Origin of the sequence: Streptomyces sp. NPDC057617 (assembly GCF_042800555.1) — a bacterium.
GTDB lineage: Bacteria > Actinomycetota > Actinomycetes > Streptomycetales > Streptomycetaceae > Streptomyces.
In genome coordinates this window covers 265,651-281,518 of record NZ_JBHVGV010000006.1, presented here as the reverse complement: position 1 = coordinate 281,518, position 15,868 = coordinate 265,651, and the positions used below count along the sequence as shown (strand labels likewise).

Genomic DNA, 15,868 nt, shown 5'->3' with positions numbered 1-15,868 from the left:
TGACGGCACAATGGGCTCATGCCGATACCCAGCCGCGCCGCCCTTGTCGACCACCTCGTCCGTACGCGTATCGCCGGAGACGTGGCCACCCCCCGCGACAACAACCTTTCCCACTACCGCAAGCTCGCCAACGGCGACCGCCACTACTGGCTGGGTCTTGAGCTGGGCGAGCGCTGGACCGACGAGCAGGACGTCCTCGCCGTGATGGCCGAGCGGTGCGGCGTCAACGACGACCCCGAGCACCGGGTCGGCCAGGACACCATCGACCCCGAGCTGACCATCGATGCCCTGGAGCGGATGGCCGCCCGGCTGCGCAAGGCCGCCGCCGCCAAGGAGCGCGTCCTGTTCGCGACCGGCCACCCGGGCGGGCTCCTGGACGTGCACCGGCAGACCGCGGACGCGCTCCGGGCCGTCGGCTGCGAGATCGTACGGATCCCCGCCGGGCTCACCGCCGACGAGGGCATGGTCTTCCAGTTCGCCGACGTCGCCATGCTGGAGCGCGGCGCCACCCTCTGGCACACCCATTCGCCGGAACCCATGCGCGCGATCCTCGACGGCCTGGAGCGCGACGGCAGACCGCAGCCGGACCTGGTGGTCGCGGACCACGGCTGGGCCGGGTGCGCCGCCCAGCGCGGGCTCGACTCGGTCGGCTACGCGGACTGCAACGACCCCGCCCTCTTCCTCGCCGAGGCCGAGGGCACGATGGAGGTCACGGTCCCCCTGGACGACCATGTCACGGACCCGCGCTTCTACGACCCGATGACGGCCTACCTGCTGAACGAGGCCGGTCTGCTCTGACGGCCCCTTTCCGGCCCGCCCGGCTTCCTCCGACTCGTCCGGCTCCCTCCGGCCCTACCGCCCCATCGCGCCCTACAGCCCCATCGACTTGGCGATGATCATTTTCATGACCTCGCTGGTGCCGCCGTAGATACGGTTGACCCGGTTGTCCGCGTACAGCCGGGCTATCGGGTACTCGTTCATATAGCCGTATCCGCCGTGCAACTGGAGGCACTTGTCGATGACGCGGTGCGCCACCTCCGTGGTGAAGAGCTTCGCGGACGCGGCCTCGGCGGCGGACAGCTCGCCCAGATCATGCGCTTCCAGCGCGCGGTCGACCACCGCCTCCGCCGCGTCCACCTCGGCCTTGCACGCGGCCAGTTCGAACTTGGTGTTCTGGAAGGACGCCACGGACTTCCCGAACACCGTCCGCTCCTGGACGTACTGCTGCGCGAACCTGACCGCTGCGGCCGCCTGCGCATAGGCGCCGAGGGCTATCCCGAGGCGCTCCTGCGGCAGATTCTGGCCGAGATAGGAGAAGCCCTCGTTCTCCTCGCCGAGCAGGTCCCCGACCGGCACCTTGACATCGGTGAAGGACAGCTCGGCGGTGTCGGAGATCCGCAGCCCCAGCTTGTCGAGCTTGCGCCCGACCGCGTACCCCTCCGCCTTCGTGTCCACGACGAGCAGCGATATCCCGTGGCGGCGGTCCTCGGCCGACGGTGGCGCGGTACGCGCGCAGACGATCACCCGGTCCGCGTGGACACCGCCCGTGATGAAGGTCTTCGCGCCGTTGAGCACATAGTGCGTGCCGTCCTCGGAGAGCCGGGCGGTCGTCTTCATCCCGGCCAGATCGGACCCGGTGCCCGGCTCGGTCATGGCGATGGCGTACATCGTCCTGCCGCTGACGAAGTCCGGCAGCCAGCGCTTCTTCTGCTCGTCGGTCGCATACGCCTTCAGATACGGCAGGCAGAGCGCGACATGGACGCCCGAGCCGCCGAAGGAGACACCGGCCCGCGCGGTCTCCTCGGTGATGACCGCCTGGAACTTGAAGGACTCCTCGCCCGCGCCGCCGTACTCCTCCGGTACCTCGATCCCGAAGATGCCCAGCTCACCGAGCTTGTAGTAGAAGTCGCGGGGCGCCTGGCCCGCCGCGTACCACTCGTCGTGGACGGGGACGACCTCCGCCTCGATGAAGGCGCGGATGGTCTCCCGGAACGCCTCATGGTCCTCGTTGTAGACGGTACGACGCACCGTAAGCCCCCTCTGTCCGTTCGATGTGTCCGTTCAACTCCGGCCGGCCCGCGCCGACTCGGCTAAGCGCTTGCTCAGATCTAGTGGGAAGTTACCCGGCGGTCACCGAGGCTGTCCAGGGCTGTGGACAGAGCCTGTGGATAAGTGCCGCGCGACGGTCGCGCATGTCACAGTCGCGTATGTCACGGTCACACGGTCACAGGGAGCGCAGCGCGAACCACAGCTCCATCCGTACGTCGGCGTCGTCCAGGTCGCTGCCGAGGAGCGCCTCGCAGCGGGCGATGCGCTGACGGACCGTATTGCGGTGCACGGCCAGCGCCACCGCCGTACGGTCCCAGCTCCCGTGCAGGGAAAGCCAGGTACGCAGGGTCTCGGTGAGGGCGGGGGAGCCGGCGAGCGGCGCCAGCCGGGCCCGCGCGTGGGCCGCGGCCTCCTCGGGCGCGACGAGCCCGGCGAGTCCCGCCTCGTGGTGGCGTACGAGCGGGGTACGGGTGGCCTCCGCGCGGCGCAGCGCCCGCCCGGCGCGGATGTCGGCGGCGGCGAGGTCCGCGGGGTCCACGGGGTCGCTGACACCGAGGGTCCAGCCGGGCTGGGCGGTGACCTCGCGATCGGTGACGATACGGACCGCCGCGCCGTCCGCCTCGACCAGCGCGCTGCCCAGTGCCGCCGCGAGCGCGCCCGCGGCGAAGGGTGTGGCGCCACCGCGCGCGTGGACCACGGTCCAGGGCCCGGTGCCGAGCAGGGGAGCGGCCTCGGCGGGTGTGGCGCCGAGGAGCAGCCGTACGAGCGCGGCGGACCGGCCGGCCTCGGCCGCGCTCTGATGGGGCGCGGCCAGCAGGGAGAGCAGGACGACGGCGACACCGGTGATGGTGTGATCCCCGGGCTCCCGGCCCCCGGCCGCCACGGCGACGCCGAGGACAAGGCCATGGCCGCCGGCGAGGGGGTAGGCGGCGAGATGAGTGCCGTCGACGGTGTCTGCGGCGGAGGAGGGGTTGGGGGAAAGGGTGGGGCCGGGGGAGGGAGAGGGAGCTGACAAGGCCGGCGGAGGGGCCGGTCGGGGGCTTGATGCCAGCCCTGATGTGGGAGCCGGAGCCGGAGTTGCTGCCGAGTTCGGCGGGCGATCGGGCGCGGAGCCCGGCCCGGGTCCTGCCGCCCGGTCGCCCGGCGGCCTGTCCGGATTGACCACCCGCGCCAGGCGCGCCAGTGCTTCGTGGGCCACCGGGGACAGGGCGCGGCCCGTCCCGTACAGCTCCGTGCCGTCCGCTGCGAACAGCACCGCCCGCCCTCCGAGCCGTACCGCGAGCTGGTGCAGCACCGCGGGCACCGGGTCCCGGCGGGCCGCCGCGGCGGCAAGACCCTGCTGGGCCCGGGTGACCCGGCGCAGTTCCCGGTGGCGTGCTTCCGCCATCAGCCGCCACACGCCCCGCGCCACCGCCGTGAACGGGGTGCGCGGCGGGACCTCCAGCAGCGGCAGGCCGTGCCGGTCGCAGGCCGCGATGAGCGCCGGGGGCACCGTGTCGTACACCGGTGTCACCCCGAAACCGAGAGCCGCCGCCCCCGCTTCGACCACCCGTGCCGCATAGGCGTCGGCATAAGCGGCCGTGAACTGGACACCGGCGGTCAGAAGCAGCTCCCCACCGAGCAGATACGGATACGGATCGGTCATCTCCGAGGTGTGCACCCAGTGAACGGCCGTGGCCGAGTCATCGGCAGGACCGGCGATCCGGCGCAGACCGAGCCCGGCGTCCGCCAGCAGCGCGGCCAGCGGAATCGGCGGGGTGGGTGGCGGTACGAGATCCGGCATGGACGATCCATCCATCATCGGCGAGTTGAGTGGATGAAACGTACACTTCAGCGTTGCTTTCCGGCCACCTACGGTCATGTCGCACGGACGGCGTGCGGACGAGGACGCCCGGACGAGGCGGAACCAGACGGAGGAAGCCCATGGCTGTCGATTACGCGGTGATCGTCGTCTATCTGGCCGGCATGCTCGCCATGGGCTGGTGGGGCATGCGCCGCGCCAGATCCAAGAGCGAGTTCCTGGTCGCGGGACGCAGGCTCGGCCCGTGGATGTACTCCGGCACCATGGCCGCCATCGTCCTCGGCGGCGCCTCCACCATCGGCGGCGTCGGCCTCGGCTACCGGCACGGCCTCTCGGGCGCCTGGATGGTCTTCACCATCGGCCTCGGACTGCTCGCGCTCTCCGTCTTCTTCTCGGCGCGGATCGCCCGGCTGAAGGTCTACACCGTCTCCGAGATGCTCGATCTGCGGTACGGAGGCCGGGCCGGGGTCATCTCGGGCATCGTGATGTGGGCCTACACGCTGATGCTGGCGGTCACCTCGACCATCGCGTACGCCACGATCTTCGATGTCCTCTTCGATCTGAACCGTACGGTCGCGATCGTCCTGGGCGGCACGATCGTCGTCGCCTACTCGACGCTCGGCGGCATGTGGTCCATCACCCTCACCGACATGGTGCAGTTCGTCGTCAAGACCATCGGGGTGCTGCTGCTCCTCCTGCCCATCGCCGTGGTCAAGGCGGGCGGCTTCAGCGAGATGAGGGCCAAGCTGCCGGACGAGTACTTCGCGCCGTTCGGCATCGGCGGCGAGACGATCTTCACCTATGTCCTGATCTACACCTTCGGCATGCTGATCGGACAGGACATCTGGCAGCGGGTGTTCACCGCGCGTGGTGACAAGGTGGCGCGCTGGGGCGGCACCGTCGCGGGTACGTACTGCCTGGTGTACGCGCTGGCCGGCGCGGTCATCGGCACGGCCGCCAAGGCGCTCTATCCGGATCTGGGCAGCGCGGACGACGCGTTCGCGACCATTGTCAAGGACGAACTGCCCATCGGGGTTCGGGGGCTGGTGCTGGCCGCCGCCCTCGCGGCGGTGATGTCGACCTCTTCGGGAGCGCTGATCGCGTGCGCCACTGTCGCGAACAACGACATCTGGTCGCGGCTGCGGCGCGCCGGGCGCGGGGGCGGCGACGGGGCCAGTGACGGTCACGGAGCCGGCGGTGGCGATGCCCAGCGGGACGAGGTCAGGGGCAACCGGCTCTTCATCCTGATCATGGGCGTCGCCGTCATCGCTATCGCGATCGCACTGAACAATGTTGTCGAGGCGCTGACCGTCGCGTACAACCTGCTGGTCGGAGGGCTGCTCGTACCGATCCTCGGCGGTCTGCTCTGGCGGCGCGGCACGGTGTACGGGGCGCTGGCCGCCGTGATCGTCGGCGGCGGGGCGGTCGTGGGGCTGATGGCGGCGTACGGAATCCTCGCCACGGAACCGATCTACTACGGGCTGCTCTCCTCGCTGGCCGCTTATGTGATCGTCAGTCTGGCAACCAGGCCCACGGACGAGGCGGTGCTCGCCGTCTGGCGCCGCAGACTGGCTGGTCAGGAGGGCGAGGAGGGTGCCGTGGCGAGCGCCGGGGAGGGCGCGGTCCCGGTGGTCTGAAGCGATCCGAGGCCGATCCGAGAAGAGTTATCCACAGGCCCCGGCCGCTGTCGGCGGGGCGGGTCATTCTTGAGCACATCAGCTTCGAGCACACCAGCACGACGCGGAACACCGGCACGACACACCCGACACAGACACGACACGCACGACACAGAACAGAGCAGTGCGGAGCCGCACGCATCACCCGGAGAGGCCCGACGATGAGCAGCAACGGACACAGCGGACAGGTACAGCAGGACCCGGCCACCGCCGGCCGTGAGGACGGTTCGCCCGGGCTTGGCGACGGCCTGCCCGGCGGCAGTTCGCGTGGCGACGGCCTGCCCGGCGACGGTTCGCGTGGCGACGGCCGGCTCGGTGACCCTCCGCGTGGGCCCGTCGACTCGTCCCGTATCCCGCGGTACGCCGGACCGGCCACCTTCGCCCGGCTGCCCAGGCTCGACGAGGTCGGCACCGCCGATGTGGCCGTGGTCGGTGTCCCCTTCGACTCCGGGGTCTCCTACCGGCCCGGCGCCCGGTTCGGCGGCAACGCGATACGGGAGGCGTCGCGGCTGCTGCGTCCCTACAACCCGGCCCAGGACGCCTCGCCCTTCGCGCTCGCGCAGGTCGCGGACGCAGGGGACATCGCCGCCAATCCGTTCCACATCGGTGAGGCAGTCGACACCGTCGAGGCCGCCGCCGATGAACTGCTGGGCACCGGAGCCCGCTTGATGACCCTCGGCGGCGACCACACCATCGCGCTGCCGCTGCTGCGTTCGGTGGCCAAGAAGCACGGACCGGTCGCACTGCTCCACTTCGATGCCCATCTCGACACCTGGGACACGTATTTCGGCGCCGCGTACACACATGGCACGCCGTTCCGCCGGGCCGTCGAGGAGGGCATCCTCGACACCGAGGCGCTCTCCCATGTCGGCACCCGCGGCCCGCTCTACGGAAAGAGCGACCTGGACGACGACGCCAGGATGGGCTTCGGCATCGTCACCTCCGCCGATGTCATGCGCCGGGGCGTGGACGAGATCGTGGACCAGCTCCGGCAGCGCGTCGGGGACCGCCCGCTGTACATCTCCGTCGACATCGATGTGCTCGACCCGGCACACGCGCCCGGCACCGGCACCCCGGAGGCAGGCGGACTGACCTCACGCGAACTGCTGGAGATCATCCGGGGACTGGCCTCCTGCCACCTGGTCTCGGCTGATGTCGTCGAGGTCGCGCCCGCATACGACCACGCCGAGATCACCTCCGTCGCGGCCTCCCACACGGCCTACGAACTCACCACGATCATGTCCCGCCAGACAGCGGAGGCCCGCACCGCCGCCGAGTCCGCCGCTCCGACCGCGGCCGGGGCACCGAACGGGGCGGCGAAGTGACCCACGACCACGATGTGGTGCTCCGCCCCACCGAGGCGCAGACCAAGGCCGCGCTGGACCCGCCGGCCGGGCGCAACGGCGGCGATCTCGTCATCGAGACCCTGAGCGGTCTCGGCGCCACCACCGTCTTCGGGCTGCCCGGACAGCACGCGCTCGGCATGTTCGACGCCCTGCGCAGATCCGGTCTGGCCTATGTCGGGCTGCGCGTCGAGAACAACGCGGGGTTCGCCGCCGACGCGTACGGCAGGGTCACCGGCCAGGCCGCACCCCTGCTGCTGTCCACCGGCCCCGGTGCGCTCACCTCGCTGCCCGCGCTCCAGGAGGCGGCCGCGGCCTCCGCCCCGGTCCTTGCCATCTCCAGCCAGGTGCCGGCCGCGGGCCTCGGCGGCGGACGCCATGGCTATCTCCATGAACTCCCGGACCAGCAGGCGTCCTTCCGCGGCATCGTCAAATCCGTCCACCTCGTCCGTACCGCCTCGCAGATCCCCTCCGCGATCGCCGCCGCCTGGGAGTCCGCGCTCACCGCGCCGCACGGCCCGGTCTGGGTGGAGATCCCGCAGGACGTGCTGCTCGCGCCGACCACCTTGCCGGTCGTCACAGTGCCGGACGCCACGCCGCGCGAGCTGCCTCCGCGCCCGGAGCTGACCGCGGTCGCGGCGCACGCCCTGTCGCACGCCGAGCGCCCGGTGATCATCGCGGGCGGCGGAGTGATACGGGCCGACGCCCCGGGCAAGCTGCTCGCCCTCGCCGAGAAGCTCTCCGCCCCGGTCGTCACCACCTACGGCGGCAAGGGCGCCTTCCCCTGGGAGCACCCGCTCTCGCTCCAGTCCTGGATCGAGGACCGGCACACCACCGACTTCCTGGAGGGCGCGGACGTCCTGCTGGTCGTCGGCTCCGGCCTCGGCGAGCTGTCCTCGAATTACCACACCCTCCGTCCCCGCGGCCGGGTGATCCAGATCGAGGCGGACCTCGGCAAGCTGGAGTCCAACCACCCTGCCCTGGGGATCCACGCCGACGCCCGGATCGCGCTGTCCGCGCTGCTGGAGTCGGTCACCCGGCGCCACGACCCGGCCGCCGCCGAAGCGGTCCGTACGGTCCTGGCGAAGGTACGGGCCAGGATCGAGGCGCAGGACCTCACCCTGGAGCGGCGGGTGCTCGACGCCGTACGCGCTGCCCTGCCCGCCGCGTCCCCCAGCTTCTGGGACATGACGATCCTCGCCTACTGGGCCTGGTCCGCCTGGCCGGGACCCATGCACTCGGCCCAGGGCGCGGGCGGCCTCGGCTACGGCTTCCCCGCGGCTCTCGGCGCCGCGGTGGCCGACCGTACGACACCAGTCCTGGCCGTATCGGGCGACGGCGGCGCGATGTACTCCATAGCCGAGCTGGCCACCGCCCGGCAGTATGGCCTCCCGGTCACCTGGCTGATCGTCGACGACGGTGGCTACGGCATCCTGCGCGAGTACATGACGGACGCCTTCGGCGAGACCACCGGTACGGAGCTGGCCCGCCCGGACTTCGTGGCCCTCGCGGAGTCCTTCGGCGTCCCGGCCGTCCGTACGGACCCGGAGTCGCTGCGCGAGGACCTCGCCGCCGCGCTCGCCGCCCCCGGGCCGTCGGTCGTGGTGCTTCCCGCCCTGCTCAGGATGTTCGCGCCGACGCATCTCTGAGCCCGGGGCCCAGGGGTCCCGGCGCTCCCAGTACGAGCGAGCCGGAGGGCGGGGATCAACACGATTCGGTCTCGGACCGCGATTGTGTTCGAGCCCATACAACCATTGACCCCTCCCTGTGCATCATGTCTGCGAGCGCGCCGGGCGGCGCGCTCCTGACGCGAGGGGCAGGGGCGGGAACTTCAATGACTCAGCAGCGAATATCCTGGCGCGCCCGGGGCGCGCTCTCCGTCGCCCTCGCCGCCGGGCTCGTACCGGTCGCCGCGGGAGCGGCACCCGCGATGGCGGCGGCTCCGGCCGTCGCCTGTACCTCCGGCAAGGCGGGCCTCGCGAGCAAGCTGTCCAAGGACATCACCGCGGCGCTCAAGGGCAGGGCATCGACCACCGCCGTCGCGGTCTACGACCGTACGACCAACACGCGGTGCACCCTCCGTTCCACCCAGAACTTCGACTCCGCCAGCGTGGTCAAGGTCACCGTCCTCGCCACGCTGCTCTGGGACGCCAAGAAGACCAACCGCTATCTGACCCAGCGCGAGGTCGACCTCACCACAGCCATGATCACCAAGTCGGACAACGCGGCGACCAGCACCCTGTGGAAGCAGCTGGGTCTGACGAAGGTCAAGGGATTCCTCAAGGCCGCCGGGATGACCCAGACCACCCCGGGCGCGAACGGCTCCTGGGGGCTCACCCAGATCACCGCCCGTGACGAGCAGCAGCTCCTCACCCTGGTGACCGCCAAGAACAGCGTGCTCAGCGACAACGCCCGCAGCTACATCCTGGACCGGATGCGCCGGGTGATCTCGTCCCAGCGGTGGGGCGTCCCGGCCGGCGCCCCGGCCTCGGCCACCGTCCAGCTCAAGAACGGCTGGCTCCAGCGGTCCACGCACGGCTGGCGCGTGCACAGCATCGGCGCGTTCACCGGCAAGGGCAACAACTACCTGATCACCGTGCTCACCCACGACAACAAGACGATGAACGACGGAATCAACACCATCCAGGCCGTCGCCCGCGCTGTTCACAAGGATCTCGCCGCCGCCAAGTGACGACCGCGGCCGGTCGCGAGGCCGGCGGTGAGGGACCGGTCCCGTGAGGGGCCGGTCCTAGGACCGGAGACCGGTCTTTTGTTGCGGAGGGATGAAATCCGCCGCCGCCCGCGTTGGTGCCTTCCGGCAGATCAGAACGACCGGGAGGCATCAGTGGCGGCGGAGCAGGGCTGGGCACGGCGGCTGACCGGGTACGCCTGGCGGTACCGGCGCAATGTGATCCTCGCGCTCGGTTCGTCGCTCGCCGGCATGGCGGTGATGGCACTCGTCCCGCTGATCACCAAGGTCGTCATCGACGATGTCATCGGGGACGGCAACCGCTCCCTCCTGGTCTGGACGGGCCTGCTCATCCTGGCCGCGCTCGGCGTCTACGCGGCCACGTACGTACGGCGCTACTACGGCGGCCGTCTCGCGCTCGACGTCCAGCACGATCTCCGTACCGAGATGTACGACACGATCGCCCGCCTCGACGGGCGGCGCCAGGACAGCCTCTCCACCGGGCAGGTCGTCGGCCGCGCCACCAGCGACCTCCAGCTCATCCAGGGCCTGCTCTTCATGCTGCCGATGACCATCGGCAATGTCCTGCTGTTCCTCATATCCCTGGCGATCATGGCGTGGCTGTCCCTGCCGCTGACCCTGATCGCCCTCGCCGTCGCCCCCGCCGTCTGGTACATCGCCCGCCGCAGCCGCACCCGGCTGCACCCCGCCACCTGGTACGCGCAGTCTCAGGCCGCCGCCGTCGCAGGGGTCGTCGACGGAGCGATCTCCGGCGTCCGGGTCGTCAAGGGCTTCGGGCAGGAGGACCAGGAGACCGGAAAACTCCGCGAAGCAGGCCGCAAGCTGTTCGCCGGGCGGCTGCGCACCATCCGGCTCAACGCCCGCTACACCCCCGCACTCCAGGCCGTACCCGCCCTCGGACAGGTCGCGATGCTGGCGCTCGGCGGCTGGCTGGCCACCCGCGGCCAGATCACCCTCGGTACGTTTGTCGCCTTCTCCACCTATCTCGCCCAGCTCGTCGGCCCGGTCAGGATGCTCGCCATGGTGCTGACCATCGGCCAGCAGGCCCGCGCCGGTGTGGAACGCGTACTGGAGCTGATCGACACCGAGCCCACCCTCCAGGACGGCACGAAGGAACTGCCCGCGGACGCCCCGGCCTCCGTCGAGTTCGACGACGTGTCGTTCGCGTACGAGAACGGCAGACCCGTCCTCGACGGCTTCTCCCTGGAGATTCGGCCCGGCGAGACCGTCGCCGTCGTCGGCTCCTCCGGCAGCGGCAAGTCCACCGTCTCGCTCCTGCTGCCGCGCTTCTACGATGTGACGCACGGCGCCGTCCTCGTCGGCGGCCACGATGTGCGCGAGCTGACACTCCACTCGCTGCGGGCCGCCATCGGGCTCGTACCGGAGGACAGCTTCCTCTTCTCCGACACCGTCCGCGCCAATGTCGCCTACGGAAAGCCGGACGCCACCGAGGAGGAGATCCTCACGGCGACCCGCGCCGCCCAGGCCCATGACTTCATCAGCGCGCTGCCCGGCGGCTACGACACCAAGGTCGGCGAGCAGGGTCTCACCCTCTCCGGTGGCCAGCGCCAGCGCATCGCCCTGGCCCGCGCCATCCTCACCGACCCCCGGCTGCTCCTCCTCGACGACGCCACCTCCGCCGTCGACGCCCGTGTCGAGCACGAGATCCATGAGGCACTGCGCGCGGTGATGGCCGGGCGTACGACCCTGCTCATCGCCCACCGACGCTCCACCCTCGGCCTCGCGGACCGTATCGCCGTACTCGACGGCGGACGGCTCGCCGACATCGGCACCCACGAGGAGCTGCAGGAACGGTCCGCTCTCTACCGCCGGCTGCTGACCGACCCCGAGGAGCTGGGCGGGGTCTCACCCGGCCACACCCCCGTCGCCGCCGAATGCGCGGACGACGCCCCCTCCCCGGAGGAGGTCCGCGCGCTCCAGGAGGAGATCGACGCCGAGTTCGACGCCGAGCGCGGAGTCACCCCGGGGCTGTGGGTGCGGGACGAGGCGCGCGACGCCGCCGACGCGGCGGCCCCCGGCGCCACCCCCGAACTGCTCGCCCAGGTGGAGGCGCTGCCCCCGGCCACCGACACCCCCGAGGTCGACGAGGCGCGCGCGGTCGCCGCCGAGGAGTCGTACGGACTGCGCCGGCTGCTGCGCGGCTTCGGGCTGCCGCTGCTGATCAGCCTCGCTTTCGTCGCCGTCGACGCCGGAATGGGCCTGCTGCTCCCGGTCCTCATCCGGCACGGCATCGACCAGGGCGTCGAGCAGCTCGCGCTCGGCGCCGTCTGGGTGGCCGCCTCCCTCGGACTCGTCTCCGTACTCGTCCAGTGGGCGGCGCAGATCGGCGAGACACGCAAGACCGGGCGGACCGGCGAACGCATCCTCTACGCGCTGCGCCTGAAGATCTTCGCGCAGCTCCAGCGCCTCGGGCTCGACTACTACGAGCGTGAGCTGACCGGCCGCATCATGACCCGGATGACGACCGATGTGGACGCGCTCTCGACGTTCCTCCAGACCGGCCTGGTCACCGCGTTCGTCTCCGTCGTCACCTTCTTCGGCATCCTGGTCGTGCTGGTGGTGATCGACGTCCAGCTCGCGCTGGTGGTGTTCGCGACCCTGCCCGTCCTGGTCGTCGGTACGGTCTACTTCCGCCGCAAGAGCGTCAAGGCGTACGAACTGGCCCGCGAGCGCATCAGCGTCGTCAACGCAGATCTCCAGGAGTCGGTGTCCGGGCTGCGGATCGTCCAGGCGTTCCGGCGCGAGAAGGACGGCGCGGAGCGGTTCGCCGGGCGCAGCGACCACTACCGCGAGGCCCGGGTACGCGGTCAGTGGCTGATATCGGTGTACTTCCCCTTCGTACAGTTGCTGTCCTCGGTGGCCGGGGCGGCCGTGCTGATCGTCGGCGCGGGGCGGGTGGAGGCCGGAACGCTGACGACCGGCGCGCTGGTCGCGTATCTGCTCTACATCGATCTGTTCTTCGCCCCCGTGCAGCAGCTCTCGCAGGTCTTCGACGGCTACCAGCAGGCGACCGTCTCCCTGGGCCGTATCCAGGAGCTGCTGCGGGAGCCGACCTCGACGGCCTCCTCGAAGGAGCCGCTGGATGTGCTGTCGCTGCGGGGCGAGATCGCCTTCGAGGGTGTGCGGTTCGCGTACAACGAGCTTGCGAGCGACGGGTTGCCCAGCGGCGGGTTGGCGAGCAACGGACTCGCGAGCGATCGGCTCGCGTCGAACGGCGGCGCGGGCGCCGCGGGTTCGCGGGTCTCGGCCGGTATCGCCGGCTCGGGGGAGGCCGCTCTCGCCGGTGTCGATCTGCGGATACCGGCGGGCCAGACCGTCGCCTTCGTCGGCGAGACCGGAGCGGGCAAGTCCACCCTGGTCAAGCTGGTCGCGCGGTTCTACGATCCGACCTCCGGCCGGGTCACCGTGGACGGCAGCGATCTGCGCGACCTGGATCTCACGGCGTACCGCCACCGGCTCGGAGTCGTACCGCAGGAGGCGTACCTCTTCGCCGGTACGGTCCGTGACGCCATCGCGTACGGGCGCCCCGACGCGCGCGACGCGGAGGTCGAGGCCGCGGCCCGCGCGGTCGGCGCGCACGAGATGATCGCCACGCTGGACGGCGGCTATCTGCACGAGGTCGCCGAGCGCGGGCGCAATCTCTCCGCGGGGCAGCGCCAGTTGATCGCCCTGGCCCGTGCCGAACTGGTCGACCCGGACATACTCCTGCTCGACGAGGCGACCGCCGCCCTCGACCTGGCCAGCGAGGCCCTGGTCAACCAGGCAACCGACCGGCTGACGGGCCGTCGCACCACCCTGGTCGTGGCGCACCGGCTGACCACTGCGGCCCGCGCGGACCGGGTGGTCGTGATGGACCACGGGCGGGTCGTCGAGGACGGCACGCACGATGAACTCCTCGCCCTGGAGGGCCGGTACGCCAAGCTGTGGCGGAGCTTCCTCGGCGAGGAGGAGCCGGCCGCGGTGGTCTGAGGGGCGTTGTGCGGGAGGGCATCACGGGGTCATCAGGGTGGCGTGTGGGCGCACTTGCCGTCCTTTGACGCCCTTCACAACCTTCCGGGCCCTTGAAGCGTCGTACGCGTATATGTGGTGGGAGCCTTGAGGGGGCGTGTCTTGGGTCGGGCTGGGGGAGGGACCGGTACTGGTAGTGGTGCCGGTACGGGCATCGGCGCCGGAAGAGCACTGCTGCGCTGTCTTACGGGACTGACCGCCGCCGGCGCCCTGGTTCTCGCGGGCCCCGGCACGGCAGAGGCCGACGGTGTGCCGGGAGTCGCGCCCACGAAGGTGTCGGGGGTCGCGCGTACCGAGATCGCGTCCGTCTGCTCGGGGCGGCCGCAGAAGACGGTGGGCTTCGCCATCGGTGAGCTGCGGATTTACAAGGCGCGTGACTACGCTTGCGCCCTCACCGTCGCCAAGGACCCCGGCCCGAGGCGGACGATGACGGTCAGTCTCCAGGCGCGCGGCGCACGTCCGGTGGTGGACAGCGGAAACTTCGTCCAGCAGGCGGGCCCCGTCACGGTCCATGCCCTGAACCGATGCGTACGGGTCTCCGGCGCCGTCGCCGGAGTCTCCGCCTCCACCGGCTGGATCCTCTGTTGAACCCGTGAACCGTCGCCGAACCGGCACTGGCGGGTCGGGTGTTCGGCCCGCTAGGTTCACGGCGTCTGTCATGAACACAGGGGAGAGCGAATGCGCAAGGCGCTGAGATGGCTGTTGTCGCTCGTGCTGATCATAGGCACGGTGGCCACGGCAGGCGCGGCCACCGCCGCCGATCGGAGCGCGGACCACAAGCCCGCCACCGACACCACCGACATCAAGGACCGGATCCTCGCGATCCCGGGGATGAGCCTGATCCAGGAGAAGCCGTACGAGGGGTACCGCTACTTCGTCCTCAACTACACCCAGCCGGTCGACCACCGTCATCCGTCCAAGGGCACGTTCCAGCAGCGCGTCACCCTGCTGCACAAGGACACCAGCCGGCCGACGGTCTTCTTCACCGGCGGCTACAACGTCTCCACCAACCCGAGCCGCAGCGAGCCGACCCGGATCATCGACGGCAACCAGGTCTCCATGGAGTACCGATTCTTCACGCCGTCGCGCCCGCAGCCGGCCGACTGGTCGAAGCTGGACATCTGGCAGGCGGCCAGTGACCAGCACCGGATCTTCTCCGCGCTGAAGAAGATCTACCCCAAGAAGTGGCTCTCCACGGGCGGCTCCAAGGGCGGCATGACCGCCACCTACTTCGAGCGCTTCTACCCGCGCGACATGGACGGCGTCGTCGCGTATGTCGCGCCCAACGATGTGGTGAACACCGAGGACTCGGCGTACGACCGGTTCTTCGAGCGGGTCGGCACCAAGGAGTGCCGCGACAAGCTCAACGCCGTACAGCGCGAGGCGCTCGTCCGGCGCGAGCCGCTGGAGAAGACCTACCAGGAGTGGGCGGACGCCACCGGTGCCACCTTCACCACCGTCGGCACGCTGGACAAGGCGTACGAGGCCGTGGTGCTCGACTTCGTCTGGGCCTTCTGGCAGTACAGCCTGCTCTCGGACTGCGAGTTCATCCCGGCCGCGGCGACCGCCTCCGACCAGGAGATCTACGACACCATCGACGCGATCTCCGGCTTCTCGGCCTACACGGACCAGGGCCTGGAGACCTACACGCCGTACTACTACCAGGCCGGTACGCAGCTCGGCTCGCCCGACATCAAGCAGCCGCACCTCGGCAATCTGAGCCGCTACGGCTACCAGCCGCCGCGGAACTTCGTGCCCCGTTCCATCCCCATGAAGTTCGACTCCTCCACGATGCGGGACGTCGACACCTGGGTCCGCAACCACGCGAACCAGATGCTGTTCGTGTACGGGCAGAACGACCCGTGGGGTGCGGAGCCCTTCCACCTGGGCCGCGGTGCCCGTGACAGCTATGTGTATGTCGCGCCGGGCGCCAACCACGGTGCCAATGTCGCGGCCCTCGTCCCGGACGAGCAGGCGAAGGCCACCGCCCGGATCCTGGAGTGGGCGGGCGTCGCCCCGGCCGCCGTCCAGCAGGACGCGGCGAAGGCGAAGCCGCTGGCGCCGTTCAACACCAAGCTCGACCGGCAGAAGACCGAGCGCGAGCAGCACACTCTGAGGCCGTAACTCCTCAGCCGCCGGTCTACAGGCGGCCGTGCCGCTGTGCCTGCCGTGGCCTCCCGTTCCGGGCCCCTGGACTTCGGGAACGCAGGAACGGCTCTCTTTCCCCAAGTGCGCTTCACTGCCCGGCCGATCCGTACAA

10 protein-coding genes are annotated in these 15,868 nt (G+C 70.6%); 8 read left to right on the top strand and 2 right to left on the bottom strand.

Annotated features, from left to right (window positions below; genetic code table 11):
* Nucleotides 1–18: 18 nt before the first annotated feature.
* Nucleotides 19–798: a phosphatase gene (locus ACFU9P_RS17540; protein ID WP_376373923.1), complete on the top strand. Its 780-nt coding sequence runs from the start codon at nt 19–21 to the stop codon at nt 796–798.
* A 72-nt stretch (nt 799–870) separates the two neighbouring features.
* Here ACFU9P_RS17540 and ACFU9P_RS17535 read toward each other — a convergent pair whose 3' ends face one another.
* A complete protein-coding gene (locus tag ACFU9P_RS17535; protein ID WP_376373921.1) occupies nt 871–2,028 on the bottom strand; it encodes an acyl-CoA dehydrogenase family protein in 1,158 nt (385 codons plus the stop codon).
* Between the two features lie 196 nt (nt 2,029–2,224).
* A complete protein-coding gene (locus ACFU9P_RS17530) occupies nt 2,225–3,832 on the bottom strand; it encodes a PucR family transcriptional regulator (protein ID WP_384081480.1) in 1,608 nt (535 codons plus the stop codon).
* A gap of 140 nt (nt 3,833–3,972) precedes the next feature.
* On the opposite strand from ACFU9P_RS17530, the gene ACFU9P_RS17525 reads away from it, so the two are divergent.
* The 7 genes from ACFU9P_RS17525 to ACFU9P_RS17495 all read left to right on the top strand — a co-directional run bounded on the left by ACFU9P_RS17525 (nt 3,973) and on the right by ACFU9P_RS17495 (nt 15,732).
* Entirely contained in the window at nt 3,973–5,487 is a 1,515-nt protein-coding gene (locus ACFU9P_RS17525) for a sodium:solute symporter (RefSeq protein WP_384081477.1), read from the top strand.
* Between the two features lie 200 nt (nt 5,488–5,687).
* On the top strand, nt 5,688–6,851 hold the full coding sequence (gene speB, locus ACFU9P_RS17520) for an agmatinase (RefSeq protein ID WP_384081474.1): 1,164 nt from the start codon (nt 5,688–5,690) through the stop codon (nt 6,849–6,851).
* Entirely contained in the window at nt 6,848–8,518 is a 1,671-nt protein-coding gene (locus tag ACFU9P_RS17515) for a thiamine pyrophosphate-binding protein (protein ID WP_384081471.1), read from the top strand. The genes speB and ACFU9P_RS17515 overlap by 4 nt, the downstream gene beginning before the upstream one ends.
* 185 nt (nt 8,519–8,703) lie before the next feature.
* A complete protein-coding gene (locus ACFU9P_RS17510; RefSeq protein ID WP_384081468.1) occupies nt 8,704–9,561 on the top strand; it encodes a serine hydrolase in 858 nt (285 codons plus the stop codon).
* A 153-nt stretch (nt 9,562–9,714) separates the two neighbouring features.
* Complete coding sequence (locus tag ACFU9P_RS17505) at nt 9,715–13,569, top strand: ABC transporter ATP-binding protein (protein ID WP_384081465.1); 3,855 nt, start codon at nt 9,715–9,717, stop codon at nt 13,567–13,569.
* Between the two features lie 141 nt (nt 13,570–13,710).
* Entirely contained in the window at nt 13,711–14,196 is a 486-nt protein-coding gene (locus ACFU9P_RS17500; protein ID WP_384081462.1) for a hypothetical protein, read from the top strand.
* A gap of 90 nt (nt 14,197–14,286) precedes the next feature.
* Entirely contained in the window at nt 14,287–15,732 is a 1,446-nt protein-coding gene (locus ACFU9P_RS17495; protein WP_384081459.1) for a S28 family serine protease, read from the top strand.
* Nucleotides 15,733–15,868: the final 136 nt, after the last annotated feature.

Coding starts and splice junctions, on each gene's coding strand:
- ACFU9P_RS17510 (WP_384081468.1), top strand. CDS start 8,704: ATGACTCAGCAGCGAATATCCTGGCGCGCCCGGGGCGCGCTCTCCGTC.
- speB (WP_384081474.1), top strand. CDS start 5,688: ATGAGCAGCAACGGACACAGCGGACAGGTACAGCAGGACCCGGCCACC.
- ACFU9P_RS17530 (WP_384081480.1), bottom strand. CDS start 3,832: ATGCCGGATCTCGTACCGCCACCCACCCCGCCGATTCCGCTGGCCGCG.
- ACFU9P_RS17540 (WP_376373923.1), top strand. CDS start 19: ATGCCGATACCCAGCCGCGCCGCCCTTGTCGACCACCTCGTCCGTACG.
- ACFU9P_RS17495 (WP_384081459.1), top strand. CDS start 14,287: ATGCGCAAGGCGCTGAGATGGCTGTTGTCGCTCGTGCTGATCATAGGC.
- ACFU9P_RS17525 (WP_384081477.1), top strand. CDS start 3,973: ATGGCTGTCGATTACGCGGTGATCGTCGTCTATCTGGCCGGCATGCTC.